We start from the raw sequence: 21,807 nt of genomic DNA, 5'->3' as shown, positions 1-21,807 counted from the left end.
GGAGCTTTCACTGTATAATTAAATTACTTATGAAAAATACAAAAAAATTTATAGCAGCATATAATACCTGAGTTTCCAAGTTGGAAGCTCTTTTTTATACCTTCTACCTTATTACTTATATACATAGTATATAAGTACAGTTTTTAATTATTTTAATTTTTTACAATGATTACAATGATAATAATGTATAATATAAATATGAGTAACTACATTCTGTATAAAAGAAAAAACCCAAAAGGAATTTACATTGCATTAGGAATATCAAAAGGATATGGTAAAGGGATTGGTAATTTAGTTGGATTAGGTTATTGAGAAGAAATTAAAGAAAAATATTCTCTGCAAAACATCGATGATTTAAAACCAATTGCTAAATTAGTTCCTGTTGGAGAAGATAAAATTGAAGTTAAAACCAAATTTTTTCAATTGCTTGAACCAACATCTGTCGAAACAAATGTGAAAAATGTTGGTATTGAATTGATTTATAAAGTAATTAAAGAACTAGATTTATTTAAAGGATTACCGAAAACTAAACACAAATCTTTAGAAGAAGTATTAGAATTTATTGTTGCAACAAGAATAATTCAACCAAGAAGTTATATTTGTCAATACAAAAACAAAAATGACTTTTTACATGATATAGATATAAAAAAATCTTCAATTTATAACTATTTTGATACTTTTTTAGAATATAAAAATACAATTTTAGTCAATATTTATAACAAAATGCAAGAATTGACAACTAGAAACACAAAATTAATGCATTTTGATAATACAACTGCTTATTTTCAAAGTTTTTCAAGAGATGGTTTGAGACAAAGAGGTTTTTCTAAAGATGGAAAGCATGATGAAGATCAAATTGTTGTGGCTATGGCAGTTGATAATAATGGTATTCCTTTTCACTATAAAGTTTTCGAAGGAAATACTGCAGATTCTAAAACTCTTGTGAAATTTTTAGTCGAAATGCAAAGGATTTACAAAACAAAAGACACAATAATAGTTGCTGATAAGGGTATTAGTCAAAATGCAAATTTAAGATATTTAGAGCAAAAAGGATATAAATATATAGTTCAGAAACGTATTGATATTCTTGGAAAAGAAGATAAAGCATTTATAGTAAATGATCAAGGGTTTGTTCAAGAAAATGATTATTTCACTAAATCTAGATTCGTCCAATCTGTTTGAGCTAAAAATAAAAATAAAAATAAAAAAAGATATAGCGATACTTTTAGAAAACAATTTGTCTATTTTAGCCCTTCCAAACAAACTTTAGACAAAATAAAAAGACAAAATCTTATTAATAAATTGGAGAAAAAGTCTATTAACGGTGAATTACCATTAAGTGCTTTGGTTCCTGAATATAAGAAAAAGTATATGGATGTAGATGGTAAAACAGTTGGAAGATTAAATATCGAAAAAATTAAAAAAGTCGCTAATGAAGATGGTTTTTATATGATTGAAACCAACATAACAAATATAGATTCAAAAGAAGCAAATGAAATATATAAGGGACAATGAAAAGTCGAAGAAGGTTTTAGAACTTTAAAATCAGCAATCGAAGTTAGACCGATGTACGTCTATAAAGACGAGCATATTCAATCTCATGTATTTTATGCTTTTTATCTCTAATTGTTTTGAAATATTGCATTTATAAATTAAAGAAATTTTATAAAGATAATGGAGAGATCCAAAAACTCACAATGAATATGTTTATAGATGCATTGAAACTTATAACAATCACAACAAAGACTGTGAATGGTAAAGTTGTAAGTGAAATCAAGAATAATTTAGACCCAGAACATAAGGAATTAAACAAAATATATAGTGATTTTCAATATGCAGTCGATGGTCTATCATTGTAATTTAAAAGCGCAAAAAACGAATACGCCTTATTTATAGGTGTATTCGTTTTTTTCTTCATTACAACTTGGAAACTCAGGGGAGCTTTCACTGTATAATTAAATTACTTATGAAAAATACAAAAAAATTTATAGCAGCATATAATACGGAAAAATCACTTTTACATTATGGACACGCAATTTACAATGTTGGTATTTTACAAGCAGAACATAAGATTTTAGAAATGCTTAACTTACCAAAAGACGCTAAAATTGCTGATTTAGGCTCAGGCCCTGGGAGGTTTGGAATTAATTTAGGCTTACTTATGCCTAATTATCAAATTGATTGCTATGATTTATCTGAACTTTCAATCGATTTAGGAAGAAAATTAGCTAAAGAACATAAACTCCAAAAACGTGTTAAGTTTATTTGCGGAGATTTAACTAGTTTTGGTCTTTATGGCAAAAATAAGTATGACCTTATGTTTTTTACTTTTAATGCACTAATGACAATCCCTGATCATCATAATAAAGTTTTAGCATTACAAAATGCTTATAAAAGTTTAAAAGAAAATGGTTTTTTAGCTTTTACAGCTCCAACAATTAGTGGCGATCGCAACCGAGAAAAATATTTTTCTCAAATTAAAAAAAGCGAAAACGAAAGACTCGGCGATCTAACTTATCAAGTTGAAAATGAACTAGGAATACTTTGTTATTATGAAATCGAAGAAATTATGGACTTGCTTAAAGAAGCTGGGTTACCAAAACCAACTTTTTACGATTATCGTGACAATATTGCTGAAGAAACCTTGCAAGCAAAAGAATTTTCAGATAATGCAGTTTATTACTTAATTGAAAAAACAAGTGCAAAAGATTAAAAAACACTAAAAATAAGGGTAAAAGAGTATAATTTGGTATACTTTTTAATATTAATGCAAAAATTCCAACTTTATTTGCATTAGAAATAAGAAAATAAAGACATTTAGAATACAAAAAGGAGTAAATATGAAGAAAAAAATACTTTTAGTTTCTTCTCTACTAACAGCAGCGACACCTACTTTTGCTGTTTTAGCATCTTGTGTTGACACACAAAAAGCAGCACAAGAGCAAGAGAAAAGTGAGTTTGAGAAAAACGCCAAACTTGTAGAAACAGCTTTAGAAATCATTAATAATTCAAAAGTATCAAGTAATTTTTATCGTAAACAAAAACAAAACTTCTTACAACTTAAAGAAGACTTTGCAAACGCTAAAACAACAATTGCAAAAGCAAGAGTTAATGAGTCTTTAGGTCAATTTTATAAAGATTTACTTAAAGATTGGTCTTCACAACTTTTTGAAGTTGTAGAAAACACTAAAACTGCACACGTTTTAAATGAAAATTTAGTGGCTGAAGCAAATTCAAAACTTGAGAACATGGTGGCTGATCGTGAATTGGAAAAAACAGTAAATAATGACGAAATTGAAAAACTTAAAGCAGAACTTAAAAAAGCCAATGAAGATCTTGCATTAGCAACTGTTCACAACGGAAATGAATTAAGTGAAGAACTTGCAGAGTTAAAAGCTAACTTTTTACCAAGACAACGTTCAGGTAAATTTGCATTAATGGAAGCGCAAAGATATTTAATCGATTGATACACAGAGTTTCTTAAATTCTTAAATACACTAGCACCAAAAGATCCTGAATCACAAAGAATTTTAGCTAACTACATTACAAATGCAGAAGGCATTAGACAATCAACAGAACTTTCACTTGAAAGCACAAGAAATACACCTGAAACATATGAAAATAGAAATCAATTCCGTGTTGATTTAGCAATTACTATGGAAAGAATTAAGAAAATTGGTGATGCTTACAAAAGACTTTTCAACTACGATTTACCTTATCCAAAAAGTGAAGCAATTGATGATCTTTATGATTGAAGAATTGAAAACTTCAAGAGAATTAAAACTGCTATAGAAGCGAATGACGCAAGCGTGTATGATCGTCCAGAAATTAAAACAACTCTTATTTCTTTCCTTGAACAAATTATTAGTCAATACGCAAAAGTAAAACTTCAAAATGCAAATTATGCTGAACAAGTTTTTTCATATGTTTTCCTTGAAGAAAACTATGCACTTAAATATGTTTTCCCATCTAATAGCGTTGGACTAGATGTTGTAAACCCTTCATTTAGACTAAATTTAAGTAAAAACTACTTATTAGAGTATCCGCTTTATAACCGTATTTATGATAGTGAAACTACAGCTAAAATTGATGTATTTTACCTTCAAACAAGAAGAAATATGGTTAACTTTTGAAATTCTGAAGGAAGCAAGCATTATATAACTTCATTAGGATATAGAAGAACTTGAAATCAATTTTGAAAATATCTTGAAAACACTTCAAATTATAAATACAACGCTAAAGCAAACACCTATTATGAAATATTAGGAACATTCAACGAAGCTAATTTATCTATTACTAATTTAGCTGTTCCAATAGCAGAAATTGAAGCTAAAAGAGTTGAAATTGTTGCTAAAATCGATGAATTAAAAGATAAAGTATGACAACTTTATCTTCAAGCAAGCAGAAAAATTAGTGAAAATGAAGAGTATGATTTTGAACCTGAAGATTTTAGACCATATACAGACCTAAAAAATTCAATTAGAGACAAAAGAAGTAAAGCAATGCTAATGTCAGATGGAACATTTGTTGAAGCATTTGATAAATATATAGCATTTCTTTTATTAGAAAAATATGCTGAAAAAATGTTGGAAATTTACGACTACTGAAAATTATTAGGAGACAATCCTAAATCTGATGAACTGGAAGCTGTTTTAAGATACAAAACTAAATCTGATAAGTTACTTAAAAAGATGAATAATGCAAAAAATGATTATGATGAATCAGTTGCTGAAAAAACTTGATTTGAAGCGAAAATCTTCCCATTATTCAGCAACTTTGAATGACCTAATTTTGATGATTCATCATTAAGTGATGAACAAAAAGTTACTTTATACAAAGAGAAACTTGCAAAAATTAAAGAGATTTATGACAATATTAAAACAATTTGTGAAAATATTGAACCAGAGTATGCTAACACAATTTTTAGAGAATGAGTTTTTGATGATTATTATAAAAATGATTTTAATGAAATTCAGCAAGCATTTGAAAATATGGAAACTGTGCAATCTATTGGTTATAGTCAAAAAGAACTTTTTGCTTCACTTAAAGAAAAATACAAAGGAAGAAAAGAGACTGTTATTGAAAATGAAGTTGTTGCAAAAGAGCGTTACGAAAGTGCTAAAGCAACATATGAAGCTGGTGATTTAAATTACCAAAACTACATCGTTCCAAACCAAGAGTTATATGCATTAATTCGTCAATGAAATATTAAAAACCGTGCTGAATTAAGTAGTTTACAATTAAGTAACGAAGCCGGGAAAGAACCAGATACCGGAGCACTTCAATTATTTAATTCTTACTCAACAGAATGATCATTTGGTCATGAAGATACTCAAAACAAACCATACATTCATATCACTAATTTAGATATTGATGATATTGAAAATAACACAGAAGATGATCAATATAGTTCTGATAAAGTAAAAGCAAAATTACTAGAAATTGAAAAAAGATATTTTGAAGCAAACGAAGCTTATCTTGAAGCTAAAAAAGCAAATGCTGATAATTTAGAAGCGCTTAAAAACAAATTAGTAGAAGTTAGAAAAGAATACTATGATTTCTTAAATAACCCTAACTTTACTTTCTTAAAATCAAGCTATGCTAAATATAATGTTTCACACTACGGAAGTGGTCAACAAGTTATTTTAAGTCCATTCAAATTAGCTAATATTTACGCTAGTGAAGTGGCTTCATATGAAGTACTTAAACAAATTAATGAAGAATACATCAAAGATTCTGAAAATTAATTTAACTTTGGAAAAACCATATTGTCAAATATTTAAATATGGTTTTTTTCATACTTAACAAGAAAGGATACCTATGGCAAAAAAATTAAGTTTAAAAAGTAAAATATTAATTTCATTAGGTATGATCGCAGCTGGTGCTGGTATAGCGTATGGGAGTATGTACCAATATGCTCAAAACTCTGATGAGGTTTTAGGTTCTGATCGTCCTTACTCAAAAGAACAACTAGCTAACAGATACGCTGAAATTCGTAAAAGTGATGGAGAATTAGCTCCTACTTTATCAATTTTAGATCCGTTAAAAGAAAATAAAGTTGCTGATCTTAATGAAGATGGAACATTATTTTGATTTTTAGATCAACCTAGCCAAAAAATGGATTTAGAAACATTTTTTAGAGCTTATTTTGAGAGATATCAAGAAAGCTTTGTTTTAGAAGTGAAATATGCTTCATTTAGTTTTTACAATGAATATGTTTTAGCTGTAAAACCAAAACAATTTATCAATTTCAGTAAATGATTTATGAACGAAGTAGCTTGAGGACCAGATATTTTAACATTAGAAAGCTTCAGAATTGTACCTGGTGCAGAACAACGTGGTAACTCAATTACATTAGGTTCACACTCAACTGACCGTAAAGAATCAAGTGAAATTAAGTTCTTCCCAGATGCTTTCTTTGGTTCGCTTCCGATTTTTAACCAAGCTGGTGGACGTGGACTTGCACAAGATTCATTAGGTTATAGTGCTTTTAGTAAAAATGTTAATTTAGAAACATTAGAAGAATATTTATCGAATATTCCTTTAGCAACCGCTTTAATGAACAACGAAGAACGTTCATTTACAACTTCTTATGCTGAAGATAACGATATTTCAAGAGATGCAACACCAAACATCGAGCATTTCCAAGGTTTATTAATGCCTGGAAGACTTTTTGATAAAGAATTTTTAGCTTATGAAGATCAAGATTCTGCTAATGAAGTTAGCGTTACTCTTTCAGAAAGCAATAAGATTTCACAAAAACCAATTTTAATCTTACCTATTAATACAACAGAAGAAGAGTTTAATAAGCTTAAAGAAGAGCAACCAGTGTTACTTAAAAATGCTCAATTTAGTGATTTATTTAAAGTGAAAGTTGCAGATGTTGTGAAACAAAAATTAGTTGATCCATCAGCTCGTAAAACACCAATTTCAATGCGTGTTTCATTTGAAAGCGAAGAACATGGAGACTTTGATTACTTCTTCAAAGAAGTTCCTGGAAGCTACCTTGAAATTGTCAGTTTAGATACTTTCAGAAATACAATTAATGGATCAATTGATAATTTCCTTGACTTTTATGACTTTAATAGTTATTTAAATAAAGAACTTTATGTTCACCAAAAAGAGAATAAAGATGGAACAAAAGAAATACAATTCTTTGGTTCATTAGCTGAAGCACAAGATAAATTAAGACAATCAGGAATCCAAAAAAACTCTTTATATAAAATTTCTGAATTTAGTAAAGAAAAACTTATTGACGGTTCATGAAACTTGGATGTTATTTTAGAAAACATTACAAAAAGAAACTTGCCTGGAATTAAGAGTGAATTAGTATTAAGTTTTAACAGCAAGGAAATTAAATCTAATTACAATAAAAAACTAGAATTTTTCTACTTCAAAAAAGCAATCGGATACAAAGGATCAATTAAACCAATCGTTTTATCTCCAGGACCTGAAAATGTTAATTTAACAGACGAAGAAGGAAATCCAATTCGTGGATTAAAATCAAGAGATTATCAACTTTTCAATGAAGTTTATTCAGGACTTGTAGATATTATTACAACTAAATATCCACATTTACTTAAAGAACTTGATGGACCTCATATTGAAGAAACTATCAATGATCAAGGATTTTATGAATATAAAGTGGTTGATGGACCATATAAAGGAATTAATGACGGAGATAGAATTGGTTTACCTTTAATTCTTAATGCTTTAATTGAAAACTATCCTGGAATTTCAACTGATTTCTTAAAATATGTTGGAACTCACGAATATGGACACCACTATACTCTTGAAGGTTCACAAGGTCTTAATAATCAAAACAATTCAGTTGTTGTTGGGGCGTTAAATACCCGTGGTGGAGCAAACATTCAATCATACTATTCATACGATGCTTTAAAAAATTATTTAGATGCTAGAACTGGACTTAACATTGTTAGAGTTGACGCATTAGGCAACGAAACACCTAATGGAGAATTTATTAACTTTGCTTTCAATAAAGTAAATTCTAATGATATCTACAAAGAAACTGATGATGATATTTGAGGTTCAACTAAATCAAATGACAATGTTTTTGATGTTATTGATAACAAACTTAGACGTTTCTTACAAAGCTATGAAACTATGAAGCAAGCTGCTAAATTAAGAGATGTACGTCTTGGTGATATGTTTATTGCTAACTCATTTGATAGACATTCTGGTACTTTAAACCCATTTATTGAAGGTAAAATGTCTGCTTTCAATAAAGAAAGAAAATTTGAAATTCTTTCTGATGAGCATATTTTAAATATTGTGCTTGACGGAAGAATGGAGCAAATCCCTTATGTAATTCAAGATAATGGAAATGTTGATGTTAAAGTAATCGAAACAAAACAAAATCAAAATCATAAATACCTTGTGACTAAAATTAATGTTCACAATTTAGATGGTTCACCAGTTATTGATGTTCCACTTTACGAAGAATTATCAGATGAATCTTGAGATTATGTACAGAAAAAAGTTAATGCTATTCAACAAGGTATTCTTAACTTAATTAGAGCAAATGGTAATGATAGTGGTTGAAACCAATTGTCAACTATTTTAGGTGGACAGCCTGATATTAGTTTAAATACACTTTTAGAAAGTGAACCATGAACAATTTGAACTCAATCTGTTTTAACAAGAAAAGATGCAGTTGAAAAAGATCCTTTTTATAACTTGTATGGATATGAATATAAAAACCAAAGACGTAAAGGATACTCATATTTAGCATTATCACCTAATAACAACTATCTTAACTGATTCTTCATTAGACAAGGATATTTCGCTAAAAACATCTCTGACCAAATGCCGGATAGTATTAGCACAGGTTCTGATGCAATTATGAAGTTAAAAGATGCTACATATGAAGGTAACTTTGCTGAAGTAAACTCAGTTGTTTACTTTAATGAAAATAGCAAATATTCATTCCCATTTGTTCAAACATCAAAAACATCAATTGATTTATTCTCAGATCGTATTACAAATAGATTACAAGACTTCGCAGATCGTTTTGATTTAACTAAAGCTTATGGATATAATTTCCTTGGTTTTGATAGTTTTTGAGTATCAAAAAATGTACAAAGCGAAAATGCAGTTGGATTTTTAGATACTGAAAATAACTTTGTTTTAGAACCAGAAAGTGGATCTTGACCAATTGCGATTCGTTTCAAAGCTTTTAATAGCATTAATAGCAAATTAGAAAGATCACTTTTAAATGTTGAAACAATCAAAGTGGATGGAAATGAAGAGAGCGCTTTCGTTTTTGCTAACTTCCAAGAATTTCTTGATTATTTTGCAATTGACTATTCACAATTTATTAAAGTAGGAATTACAAACGATAATTCAAAAGCCAAATTTAATATTAATTTAGAATATGCTAAAACTAAATTTAATTTTGATAAATTTAGAGAAGAATTAAGAAAATCTATTACAGAAGATAATAAAGCGGAAATCGAGTCAATTTTAGCAAGCGATCAAGCTTTAGCTAATGAATGATTTAGATTATTCACAAAATCAAATCTTTTCTTCACTATTAAAGATTTCAACCCAGCAACACAGCTTGTTGCAAACCAAGCAATCTTATCAACAGATTATGGTATTACTGTTTTAGAGCCAGAACTGCGTGATAACTATTATGAAGATTCAAGTTTTATCCCTGAAGATAAACAAAGAACCGGAATAACAATTGAAAGACTTCAAGATCTTATTTTAGAAGTTGCTAAAAAACATGGAGTTACTACAGAAAGCGATCTTAATAACTTAAACTCATTTGACTTTTATCAACTTATTGGACAATCAGTTAAAATTAAAAATAATGGAATTAATACTCCTTCATACTTTAGTAATTTCACATACTTCAAAATTAGCACAGGAAACCCATCAAGTGATTTCTTAACTTATAACCTTACAAGGGTAGAACCTCTTGTTAATGATAAATTCACTGATTATATTTATAGTTTCCCAGAAACACTTACAAGAGATTATGTGCAAACAACTTATGTACCTTCATACAATAATTTTGGTAATTTACCTTCATATTTAAGTAATGTAAATGAAGCCACAACAGGTTTAGACTATATTGTTGATGCTACAAAATTACTTTGAATTAATGACACTAAATTAAGTCATTTAGAAATCAACAACGCTCAAATCACTTTAAATGCTTATAAAAAATTCTTAATTTCAAAAGATGAAATTGTCAAAGAAAGAACTGCTGCATTTATTAAAAAAGAAGAAATTAAACCAGAATTAGAAAGATTACAAGCTGAACTTGAAGAAGCGAAAAAAGAACCTGATACAGCACTCAGAAATACTTTAATTTCTAATATTGCTTCAGAAAAACTTAATTTATATTCATTTTTAGGGACTTTAGCTGATAAAGTAAAAGAATTAACAAATCAAGGTAATGCAAAGGTTATCACAATTGATTCAAGTCTTTTAGCCGAAGATCAAACAGACTCTAGAGATTCATCATATTTTGGAAAATTCATTACTAACTCAAATGGTTACTTTAAAGACAGATGAGAAAAAGATATGATCGACATGAAGCTTTATGACGATAATGGAAATCCAGTTGTAATTCCTGAAAAAGACAGAAGACTTGAATTTAATGGTAAAAAGATTGACAATCAACCAGAAGCATTCTTCATTTCACAATTATTAAACTTTGGTGTAGGTTCGAGAAATATTAGTGGAATTTTCAGAAACAAAAAATTTGATGCTTTAGCTATGTTTGGATATATTGAAAATGAATATGCAAGCAAAGCAAAATACATTAAGTTTGTTGATGTTGAAAATCCATCTGTTGTTCGTTATTTACCAATTAACATTGAAAATACTAACAATATTTTCTATTTAAGAAAACAAGGTGACCCTAATTCAAAAGCTAAACTTGAAGATTATGGATACACTTCTTGAATTTCTGATTACGAATACATGGGTAAATATCGTGACACTCTTTTACAACCAAAACATTCTTACTATGTTGAATTTGTTGACGAAAACAAACAAAGTTTAGTTGAAATGAAATTAGGAAATGTTGAGACTATTGCAGAAAATGGAAAATTAATTTCTCAATCACCAATTATCTTGACAAATGAAGTAGATGCTAACGGAGAAAAAACAGGAAAAGTTGTTCTTAAAATTAATTACCAATTTAACATTTTAGGATAATGGAAGGAGGAAATATGAAACAAATCAAAAAGAAATTATTTAGTTTACTTTTAACTTTTGGTGCAACAAGCCAATTAGCATTTATCGCGACTGCTTGTGGTACTAAAGAAAAAGATAAAAATGAAGAATACTTAAATAATGTTATTGCAACAGTAGATAAAAGTTCTTATGATTTAGGACTTGCTACAGAACCACTTAATAACTTAAACTATGTTTTAAAACAATCTGTTAACAAAATCCTTCCTTCACTTGTTGATTCTTTCTTAAAAAATGGTCCAGTTGATTCTTTAAAATCAATCTTAAATACTTCTAAATTTAATATGGTTATGGTTGATACCAATTCAGGTAAAGGTTCATCTAATTTTGATTTTTATTACAATAGTACATTAGCTAAAGTAGGTGAAAACGAAAAACCAAATCCTTCAACTTCGAAATTAGCCAGTGAAAATGGATACGGGAATGTTCTTGGTTCTTCTTATGGACTTCATGATTTTGGTATCTTTGGTGGACTAGGTAGAGCTAGTGAAGGTGATGATGTTAAAAAACAATCAACAGTTTATGCCTTTCCTAACCCAAAAAACTCAAATAACTATATGGCAGCAACAGGTTTTGTTAACAAAGCCAAAAACATTTGAAGCAATGGTGATATTGTTACTGCTCAAGATTTAAGAGATTATCTTGAATATATTCTTGACTACAACAATGGTTCAGAAAAATTCGATCAAATTAAGAAAATGTCTATTCGTGGAGCTGAAGATTTTGCTAATGCTCAAAATGAATACAATAAAAAACATGGAAAATTCTACTCAAATCCTTGAGGAAGAAGAAGTTATGTACCTGGACCATTTGAAAAATATTCATATGTTCAAACAGCTAGTCCAGTATGAGAATCTCAAACAGAAGGTGACGAAAAAGAAGTTGAACAAATTAAACAAGCTGCTCTTAAATTCGGTTTTTATACAGGTCAATTATTTTTAGACTATACAAATGAAGATATTTTTAGTAACCTTGATTTAAACCCTTCTTTTGCTTTAGATAAAGAAGTGCAAGATTTTGTAATGCGTGATCCAAAATTCCCAAATGATGAATCAAAACGTAAAACAGTTACAATTATTAAAAATCAATATGTGAATCCATATCAAGAATTTGATTATACAGATCCAGCTACTCCAACTACATTAAAAGCTAGAATTCAATCTTTATCAGTAGATGAAAACAGTTTTACAATTATTTTTGATGAAAATAAAACACCTGATTTAAACTTTATTTTATCTCACATTTTAATGCAACTTTATCCAATCAATCGTAAGTATGTTGAAACACAAACTAAAGGAATTGATGATTATGGTTCAAGTCCAGAAAAATTCCTAACAAGTGGTCCATTTACTTTCGATCCAAAAGAAGTTGTACTTGGTCCACAAGGAAATATTACTCTAAATAAAAACCAAGAATATTATGATGTAGACAACATTATTCCTAACAAAATTAAGATTTTATTCTCAGTTGAAAGAAACATTAACTCAATTTTCTTCAAAGATGGTTATATTTCTCAAACAGTAATTCCAGGTAATGCAATTAACTCATTTTGAGCTAATCCTCAAACTAAAAAATACCTTAAAAAGAATTATGGTTATGGAACAATTGCGCTTGGATTTAATTTAGATCCAGAATCAAATGGACAAAGTTATATTCAAGATCAAAATATTAGAAATGCTATTTATTATGCTTTAAATCGTGAAGAAATGCTTAAATACGTTGGATGAGAGTTTTCTTTCCCGGTTAACAACTGAACAGCATATGGGCAATACAAAACAAAAGATGGACGTAATTTAGAAATGTTTTTCAGCAACAGAAAATTAAGAGCGAAAAACAATAAAGAGTACGAACTTCTTAACTATGATTATTTAGTACACCTTTCAAAATCATTTAATTTTGAAAATACAATCAGAGAAGATTTTGCTTTTGATTTAGAAACAGCTAGATTTTATGTTGAAGAATTCAAAAAGGCAAATCCAACTGTTAAATCAATCACTTTAAAATATTTAAACAACTCTTCTGACGAGCAAAAGAAAGCTGGTCAATATGTTAAAGAAAAAATTGAACAAATGAGTGATGGATTTATTAAAATTGAAATTAAAAGCTTGCCAGAAAACGTTTTTGGTAGTTTCTATGAAACTGGAGAATTCGATTTTGTGTACCAAAACTACGACAAAATTGGTGGAAACTCTCCACAAGACTATATTTCAGCTTTCTTTAAGAGAGATGGACTTAATTCACTAGAAGGTAGCTTGTTTGGATTTAAGGACAACCCAACTGGTGACTATATTTATGCTGATTACTTCACAAAACTAGTTGTAGATGCTAACTTTGAAGGTTCATTAGAAAAATTCCTTGAACCAGTTATAGTCCAAATTAAATATGTTATTAATGCTGATGCTGAATTAAAAGCAGAATTTGACAAAATTTATCAATCGCAAGCAAAACCAGCAATTATTAACTATGCTGAATCGAAGTTAGATCAAATTTGAGCTAAATTATTAGAAAAAAATCCAGAAAATGAAACTAAATTAGTAAAAAGTTTAGTTAAAGAACTTCTTCAATACTTATTAGTTAAAGATGCTAATATTGCTAAAACCAAATTAAGACATGCTGCTGTTTTCTGAATGAATTTAAGTTATTCAATTAGTGAGATTGCAAATATAACAAGCAGCACAAGACAAAGATTGCAAGAGCAACCAGTTTCTGACGGTAAAGATAAAACTTTAGATTTATGAGAGAAAGTAATTGAATTATCATTCCAAAAAAATGATGAATCAATTCAAGCTTATTCAGATCGTCTTAATGCTTTCTTTTCAGGAAACTTTACTGATTTAGAAATAGAGCAAGGTTGAAAAGAAGATGCTATTTTCCAATTAATTGGTACTTTTGAAAAAGTTGTTAGAGAAAACGCTTTTGTAGTACCTTTAATGGAAGTTGATACCAACTGAGAAGTAACGAAAGTTGGTGGTGTAAGTTCATTATTCACATTTGATTTACAATATGCATATGATGTAACTAAACCACCAAGACCAGGATTACCAAGAACAATCGGAGGAGGAAACTAGTGAAATCACAAAAAAATTTAGATGAGCAAAACTTAAATTTTGCTAATATGATTGAATCAAGCAACAAAATTATTTTTACAAACATTAGAAATAAAAAATTAAGCTTTGCACAAAAAGCTTTTGCTATCGATTCTCCGCTTTTAAAAACTCTTTGAAGAATGTTCAAAATTATTTTTGAGTTCTTAATTATTGGTCTTATCGTTATTTCAATTACCTTCTTTCTTATTAACGCTGTTCCTGGTTCAAACTCAATTGTGGCAAGTGCTAAAACTCCAGAAGCTAGAGAGGCAATTGAAGCTAAATATGGTTTAAATCTTCCGCTCATGCAAAGATATTTCAACTATATTCAAGGGATATTTAGGGGTGATTTTGGTATTTCGCTTTCTTTATTCCCGGGACAAGAGATTAATTCATTTATTTGAATTAGATTCTATAAATCATTTTTAGTTGGTATTTTCTCTGTCTTTCTTACTGTTGTAATTGGTATTTCACTTGGAATTTGAGTTGGAAAAAACCCTGGTGGAATTGTTGATAACGTTTCCACGGTGCTTGTAAGTATCTTTTCATCAGTTCCTTCAATTATTTTTGCTCTTGTTTTAATTTTCATTGGTAGAGCAGTCGGAATTCCATATGTTTTTGAAATGAATGATTTTTCAACTTTCATCTTACCTGGAATTGCGCTTTCATTAGGAAGTATCATTGTTTATATCAAATACATTAGAACAGAGCTTAATAGAGAACTTAATTCTGTGCATGCTAAATTTGCTTACCTTAAAGGTTTAACTAAAAACCGTTTTGTGTGAAAACATGCGCTAAAACCAGCTTTATTCCCAATTGCTACTTTCTTCCCTGCTGTTATTTTTGGTTCATTTATCGGAAGTATTTTTATTGAACAAATCTTCTTCATTCCTGGTTCAGGGGCAACTTTACTACAAGCTATTCAAACAAAAGATTATAACGTCATCTTATTCCTTATCATTATTTTTGCTTTATTAACTATTGTTTCGTATGCAACTCGTGATATTCTTTACGAAGCAATTGATCCAAGAGTTAGAAGAAGAGGTAAATAATGAGTAAATTTAATAAATTAAATAATTGATTTGCTAAAAAAGCAAATGATATTCGTAGTAAAGCAACTGAACCAATTAGTGAAGCTGCACCAAATCCATTGGCACAACCTTTTAATTATCAAGCTTGAAAAATTATTGGAAATGCTTTTGAATATAATGAAGGAAAACATTTAGCTAAAGAATCTAATCTTTTCAAAGAATTTGTTTATCGTTTTGCTAATAACTTTGCTGGTGTCTTTGGATTTATTTTGATTGTAATGATTATTCTTGCTGCTATCATTATCCCTTTTACAACTCAAGATCCAAACTTCTCTTATGTTCAAGATAAGTTCAAAACAATTGGTGAAGTAGATTCACGTGGGATCTTTCATATTTTAGGAACTGACTCAGTTGGTAGAGACTTTTGAGCAAGACTTTGATGAGGTCTTCGTTATTCACTTGCTCTTTCAATTGCTGTAACAGCAATTGAAGTATGTATTGGTCTTACAATTGGTATTATGATGGGGCAATTTGAAATTTTTGATAAGATTATGACTTTTCTAATCAAGATTATTTCTGTTGTACCAAGTATCATTATCTTAATTCTTTTAACAATCATTTTAAACCCAGGTTTTTGAGTTATTGTCTTTTCATTATCTTTAACTGGTTGAATTGGAATGGCAAACCAAATTCGTGCACAGGTTAAACGTGCTAAACATTTAGAATGAGTTGCTGCTTCAAAAGTATTAGGTACTCCAATGTACAAAATTCTTAAAAATTATGTTCCAGTTATTTTACCTATCTTAATTACTCAATTAGTCTTCACAATCCCGGGTGTTATTCTTTCGGAAACTTCGCTTGCATTTATTGGTCTTGCAATCGATGATGTCCCAACATTAGGGAACTTAATTTCAGAGGGTCAAAAAATCTTCCCAACTTACTTAAGATATGTCTTTATTCCATCTTCATTCTTAATTGCTATTACAGCAAGTGTTCAATTAATCGGAGCTAGTGTGCAAGACGCACTCAGAAGACAAAGATAGGAGCGCAATGAAAAAGAATGTTAAATACAACCTTTGAGTAAAAAACATGAAACAATCAGCTAAAAATTTTGTAAATTTCTTTAACTATAAACAAAGACAAAGAAACAAAATTTTTGATTGAGATGATTTTTACAAAGATGTTCAATACAAAACATTTAATGATGGAACAAAATTAAAAATTGCCGCTGAAATTAAAGATATTTATTTATCATTTACAAACCCAGCTCGTCCTGGTGAGAAAAATAAAGTTTTACGTGGACCAAGTATTCAAATTTTCGAAGGTAAAGTACACTCAATTATTGGAGAAAGTGGTAGTGGTAAAAGTGTTATTACTTCCTTACTTTACGGATTAACTGGTGATAATGCTGTGATTGACTCTGGAGAAATTAAACTTTATAACAATAATGTTGAAGAATTTAGTTTAAGAGATTGAGAACGTTCAAAATATAGAGGTAAAGTTGTTTCTGCGGTTTTCCAAAACCCAATGTCAACTTTAAACCCAACCATGAAAGTTGGAGAACAAATCATGGAAGGTATGCTTATTAATCGTGTTGTAAAAAACCGCAAGGAAGCATATGCTAGAGCAATTGAATTCTTAAAATTAACTAAAATTAATGACCCAGAAGCTGTTATGAAATTATACCCACACGAAATGTCAGGTGGTATGATTCAACGTGTTGTTATTGCAGCGATCGTTGCTTTAGAACCAAAGGTTCTTGTTATGGATGAACCTACAACTGCACTTGACCCTACAGTTCAAGCTTTAGTTCTTGATGTAATTAAAGACCTTCAAGAAAAGCTTAATTTATCAATTGTATTTATTACTCACGACCTTGGAGTTGTTGCTTCGATTAGTGATTATATTTCAATCATGTATGCTGGACAAATTATTGAAGAAGGAACTGCGCGTGAAATTTTAGAATATCCACAACACCCTTATACATGAGGTTTAATTTCAAGTATGCCTGATGTTAACTTAGGTTCGAGATTAAAAACTGTTCGTGGTAGTGTTCCTGCTAACTTAAATAATATTGTTGGTGATGCTTTTGCACCTAGAAATGACTATGCTTTAGGAATCGACTTCGAACAAGAACCAGCTTTCTATTTCATTTCAGAAACACACCGTGTCAAAAGTGCTTTACTTGATGAAAAAGCGCCAAGCTATCAACCGCCAAAAGTAATTCAAAAATTATGAGATAAATATCTTGCTAATACACCAGAAAAAGAAATTATTGCCGTTAAAGAAGATGGTACTTCTTCGAAAGTGATTTACAAGAAAGGAGCATAAAATGAGCCAAGTTAATACAAAAACAAATGTTTACATTGAAAAGAAAAAAACTCTTTTTGGTACTAAAAAATATTACAGAAATTGATTACCTGGTTTAGAAGATATGCTCACTCCGAAGCACGATGAAGATATTTTAGTTAAATTAAGAAACGTTGATATTACTTATGGTTCAGGTTCAAAAGCCTTTAAAGCTGTTTCAGATTTTAGTGTTAATATCTACAAAGGGGAAGTTCTTGGTCTTGTTGGTGAATCTGGTAGTGGTAAAAGTACAATCGGAAAAACACTTGTAGGTCTTGTTCCTTATAGTTTTGGTGAAATTAAACTTTTAGAAAGAACTTTACCAAAAAAACTTAAAAGAGGATTCAAATTCGGTAAAAAATTACGTGAATACAAAGAAATCGAAAACTTTATGGTTAATAAAGTGCAAATGATTTTCCAAGATCCAGCTAACTCTTTAAACCCGCACGTTAACGTTGAAGCTGTTGTATCTGAAGGGCTTGAAAATACCAAAAATGCGCGTGAAATTTATTTATATAATAATGATCAAGAAGTTGAAAAAGAACTTTATGAAAAACACTTAAATCAAAAAGATGATGTCAAGTTTTTTGGAACTTACGCAAAAGAACTTTCTGCTAAAATCGCTGAAAATGAAGATGTTGCATATCAAGCTTTATATGTTGATCTTTTATCAGAATTAGAAAAGTCGAATAATAAATCAGCTTATGAATTTCTTTTAGCTGAAAAAACTAAAAGAGATGAACTTAACAAACTCAGTGAAAAAGAATGTAAAAGAATTTTAGTTGTCGAAATGCTTAAAAGTGTTGGACTTGATAAAACTGTTTTAAGACGTTATCCACTTGAGTTTTCAGGTGGTCAACAACAAAGAATCGGGATTTCACGTTCTGTTGTTCTACGTCCACAATTACTTGTTGCCGACGAGCCAATTTCGGCTTTGGACGTTTCAATCCAAGCTCAAGTTGTTAATATTTTTAACGACTTAAAAGAAAAATATAATCTTACAATTTTATTCATTGCTCACGATTTACGTATGGTTGAATATATTTCTGACCGTATTGCGGTTATGAACAAAGGTAGATTATTGGAAATTGGTAAAACTGAAGAAATTATGAAACATTCATTACACCCTTATACAAAAAGTCTTTTAGACGCTGTTCCTTCTATTTATGGAACAAAGGGTTCATTAATTGGTTATGTTTATGATCCACAAATTCATCAATATAACGATGAGGTTCAACCTGTTTGAAACAAAATTAATGATGATCACTATGTTTTAGGTACACCTCAAGAAATTGAAAATTGAAAAAAAGAATTTTGAAAATAAACAAATTAAATGGCACTTTTTAGTGCTATTTTTTGTTTTTTTGATCTTTTAAAACCATGCATAGGGTGCAAAAGAAGTTTTTAAATTTCGAATAATTGTATAAAATATTATGTATATAAAATAAATTAAATATGAAAGGATAAAATATAATGAAAAAAATCCAAAAATTATTATTAGGATTAACCGGTGTTTTAGTAACTTCAGCACCTGTATTTGCTATTGCTGCTGGATGTAATCCTGAACAAAAACCAGCTGATAAAACTACTGAAGGAAATGATAACTCAGGTTCAACAGAAACAACTACTCCAAGCAACCCAAATCCAAGCACAGATAACGGTTCAACAAACGGTGAAAATTCTTCTGATAATTCAAACCCTTCAAATGAAGCTTCAAATCCAAGTGGAAACAATTCATCAGATAATGAAGGTTCAAATCCAGGATCAGGTGATAACTCAAACCCAGGAGAAACACCACAACCTAAAGAAGATAGTGAGGGTGTAAAAACATTAAAACAAGAAGGTGACGCACAATTAGCTATTTCAGCTGAATTAGAATTAAAATTAAGTAACCTTAGACTTGATCAAGAAGTTGCTCCTTTAACAGAAGCTATTGCTTCATATCAACTTTTAAAATCAAATGAACAAGCGACAGAAAATGATTTTAGAGTTGCTATTGACAACATTAAAGCACAACACAAAGCAGCTGAAGCTAGATTCACTAAAGACGCTATCATCAAAGGTATTAAAAAATGAGTTGAAGAAATTAGAAAAAATTATGTTAGAACAGCTGCATTTGGTAATACAATGGCCGCAACAATTAAAGAGTTTTTACTAAATTTTGAATTAAATACTAATGCAAGCAAAGATTCTCTTGAAGAACAATTAAGAGAAGTTATTGTAACTTATATTACAAATTATGAAGAGAATTTACCGAAAATTGATACTTTATTAGAAGTAATTGATAATAGAGATTACATTAGAAAAGCTTGAAGTTTTCTTAGACCATTAAAAAGCAACTTAATCTCTGATAGAGAAAAACTAGCTAAATATAATGCTTTTTCAACTGCTTATAGTTCATACATTTATAATTCAGCTGCTAAATCATATTATTCAATGTTTGTAAATAATTTAGAAGATATAAAAAATAATCTAGAACAAATTAAAACAATGAGAGAAAATCAACTTAAAGATATTATTGATATTATCTTTGATAAAGTTAAAATAAAAGTAAAAGCAGAACTACGTAATCCACAAAATGATTTATTACCATACTTAAGTGAATATAAAAATGCTTTATTAGAAGCTCAAAACTATTTAGGTACTAATTCAAATCCTACAACTGAAGAAAAACTTGAATACTTTAATTTATATGTAAAAGCAGATCAAAAACTATTTTCAATTAACACTTTAAATAAGCTTGTTTATACTAATAGAAACCTTACATTAGAAAAAAATATTGTTGAAGATTTTGCTTTATTACCAGATGGAATATACCCTGTTTTATTACCGAAAGATAGACCAGATGATAAAAATATTCATGTTAGTCCTATCACTCCAAGTATGCCAGAAGTATTTAATACAGGTTCTGAAAGTCAAGACAAATACAATAAATTTGTAGAATTGAGAGAAAGAATTATTAATGAATTATTTAAATTACAACCAGGTATGATCAAAATGTATTTAATAAAAGATGAAGCAAGATTAGCTAGAATGGCTAGTGTTTTAATTAATTGCATCGATTATGCTATTCAAACAGGATTGTTTTTAGAAGATAATCTTTATACATTCTTATTAGGAACAGAAAAAGAAAATTCTGTAATTATTCTGCCAGAAAACTACTTCTCATTCTATAGGGTTCTTTTAACAATGGAAGAAACTTCATCTAGACCAAGACCAGGCGGAGGGTCATTCGAAGCTTAATTCTATTAAACCTTTTTAACATCAAAATACATAGAGATTCATTCTTTATGTATTTTTTTGCAAATTTTAGGATTTAATAAGCTGAAATTAAAAATAATTTTCATTGTTCTATTCATTTAAAGTTTAAAAAACATTATAATTGTTTTATGACTAATAAACAAAAGAATAAGACAACTCAAATTATTGAATATTTGATGGATTTAATTCGTACAAGAAGAATACCAGTTAATAAAATTATGCCTTCAGAACATCAATTAATGCATAAATTTGATTGTTCAAGAAACATAGTAGTTGCAGCTTATCAAAAACTTGAATTTTTAGGTGCGGTTTATTCAATTCAAAAAAGAGGCCACTTTGTAGCAGAAAACTTTCATAATTTAATTAAACCTATTAGCTTCCTTTTTGCTGCAGATAAGCAAACTGGTGTTGAAGTGCAAGGTGATGTTCCATTACCACAGTGAGCAGAGGACAAGAATATTATTTTTGTAAATGGATTTCGTGTTTTCGATAAAAAGTTCTATAAAGAAAATGAACTAATTGCTGAAGCTAGAATTTTCATGTCACTTAAAAATATTGATCAATTCGAACCTATTGATTGTACTAAACCTTTAATCGATGTTTTATTAGAAAAAGAAGATTTAACAAACATAGTGTATGAATTAGAATTCGATAATGTAGAAAAATTTGGGCAAAATCCATCGCTTGGAATTAGATTTTTTGGTTACGATGCAGATAGCATTTCAATTGCTGGTGTTTTTTATGTAGATCCAAAACACTTTAAATTCTTCCACCAAGAATTTTCATTATAATTGTCAAACTCCAAAGGCTAAAACCTTTGGTTTTTTGTACTTCTTTTTTGACCGGTCTAG

10 protein-coding genes and 1 pseudogene are annotated in these 21,807 nt (G+C 29.2%); all 11 read left to right on the top strand.

The genetic code is table 4. From position 1 onward, the window contains the following. Nucleotides 1-165: 165 nt before the first annotated feature. The 11 genes and pseudogenes from EXC46_RS03420 to EXC46_RS03370 all read left to right on the top strand — a co-directional run bounded on the left by EXC46_RS03420 (nt 166) and on the right by EXC46_RS03370 (nt 21,747). A pseudogene (locus EXC46_RS03420) lies at nt 166-1,859 on the top strand (IS1634 family transposase). Nucleotides 1,860-1,966: 107 nt separating this feature from the next. After that, nucleotides 1,967-2,713 (top strand): class I SAM-dependent methyltransferase, encoded by a 747-nt coding sequence (locus tag EXC46_RS03415; protein WP_027333406.1) that lies wholly within the window; start codon nt 1,967-1,969, stop codon nt 2,711-2,713. A gap of 127 nt (nt 2,714-2,840) precedes the next feature. Next, entirely contained in the window at nt 2,841-5,747 is a 2,907-nt protein-coding gene (locus tag EXC46_RS03410; protein ID WP_027333407.1) for a hypothetical protein, read from the top strand. 73 nt (nt 5,748-5,820) lie between these two features. Beyond that, complete coding sequence (locus EXC46_RS03405) at nt 5,821-11,193, top strand: PDxFFG protein (RefSeq protein ID WP_027333408.1); 5,373 nt, start codon at nt 5,821-5,823, stop codon at nt 11,191-11,193. A 14-nt stretch (nt 11,194-11,207) separates the two neighbouring features. Continuing rightward, nucleotides 11,208-14,297: an ABC transporter substrate-binding protein gene (locus EXC46_RS03400; protein WP_027333409.1), complete on the top strand. Its 3,090-nt coding sequence runs from the start codon at nt 11,208-11,210 to the stop codon at nt 14,295-14,297. 47 nt (nt 14,298-14,344) lie between these two features. After that, nucleotides 14,345-15,367: an ABC transporter permease gene (locus EXC46_RS03395; RefSeq protein WP_044888847.1), complete on the top strand. Its 1,023-nt coding sequence runs from the start codon at nt 14,345-14,347 to the stop codon at nt 15,365-15,367. Further along, a complete protein-coding gene (locus tag EXC46_RS03390; protein WP_027333411.1) occupies nt 15,367-16,389 on the top strand; it encodes an ABC transporter permease in 1,023 nt (340 codons plus the stop codon). Before EXC46_RS03395 ends, EXC46_RS03390 begins: the two co-directional genes overlap by 1 nt. Nucleotides 16,390-16,396: 7 nt before the next feature. Then, nucleotides 16,397-17,677: an ABC transporter ATP-binding protein gene (locus EXC46_RS03385; RefSeq protein WP_187468988.1), complete on the top strand. Its 1,281-nt coding sequence runs from the start codon at nt 16,397-16,399 to the stop codon at nt 17,675-17,677. 1 nt (nt 17,678) lies between these two features. After that, complete coding sequence (locus tag EXC46_RS03380) at nt 17,679-19,019, top strand: ABC transporter ATP-binding protein (RefSeq protein WP_027333412.1); 1,341 nt, start codon at nt 17,679-17,681, stop codon at nt 19,017-19,019. 149 nt (nt 19,020-19,168) lie between these two features. Beyond that, on the top strand, nt 19,169-20,938 hold the full coding sequence (locus EXC46_RS03375; RefSeq protein ID WP_052352997.1) for a Vmc-like lipoprotein signal peptide domain-containing protein: 1,770 nt from the start codon (nt 19,169-19,171) through the stop codon (nt 20,936-20,938). 146 nt (nt 20,939-21,084) lie between these two features. Then, on the top strand, nt 21,085-21,747 hold the full coding sequence (locus EXC46_RS03370; RefSeq protein ID WP_027333413.1) for a winged helix-turn-helix domain-containing protein: 663 nt from the start codon (nt 21,085-21,087) through the stop codon (nt 21,745-21,747). Nucleotides 21,748-21,807: the final 60 nt, after the last annotated feature.

The organism is Mycoplasmopsis glycophila (genome assembly GCF_900660605.1).
GTDB lineage: Bacteria > Bacillota_I > Bacilli_A > Mycoplasmatales > Metamycoplasmataceae > Mycoplasmopsis > Mycoplasmopsis glycophila.
This window is presented reverse-complemented; position numbering and strand designations above follow the sequence as displayed.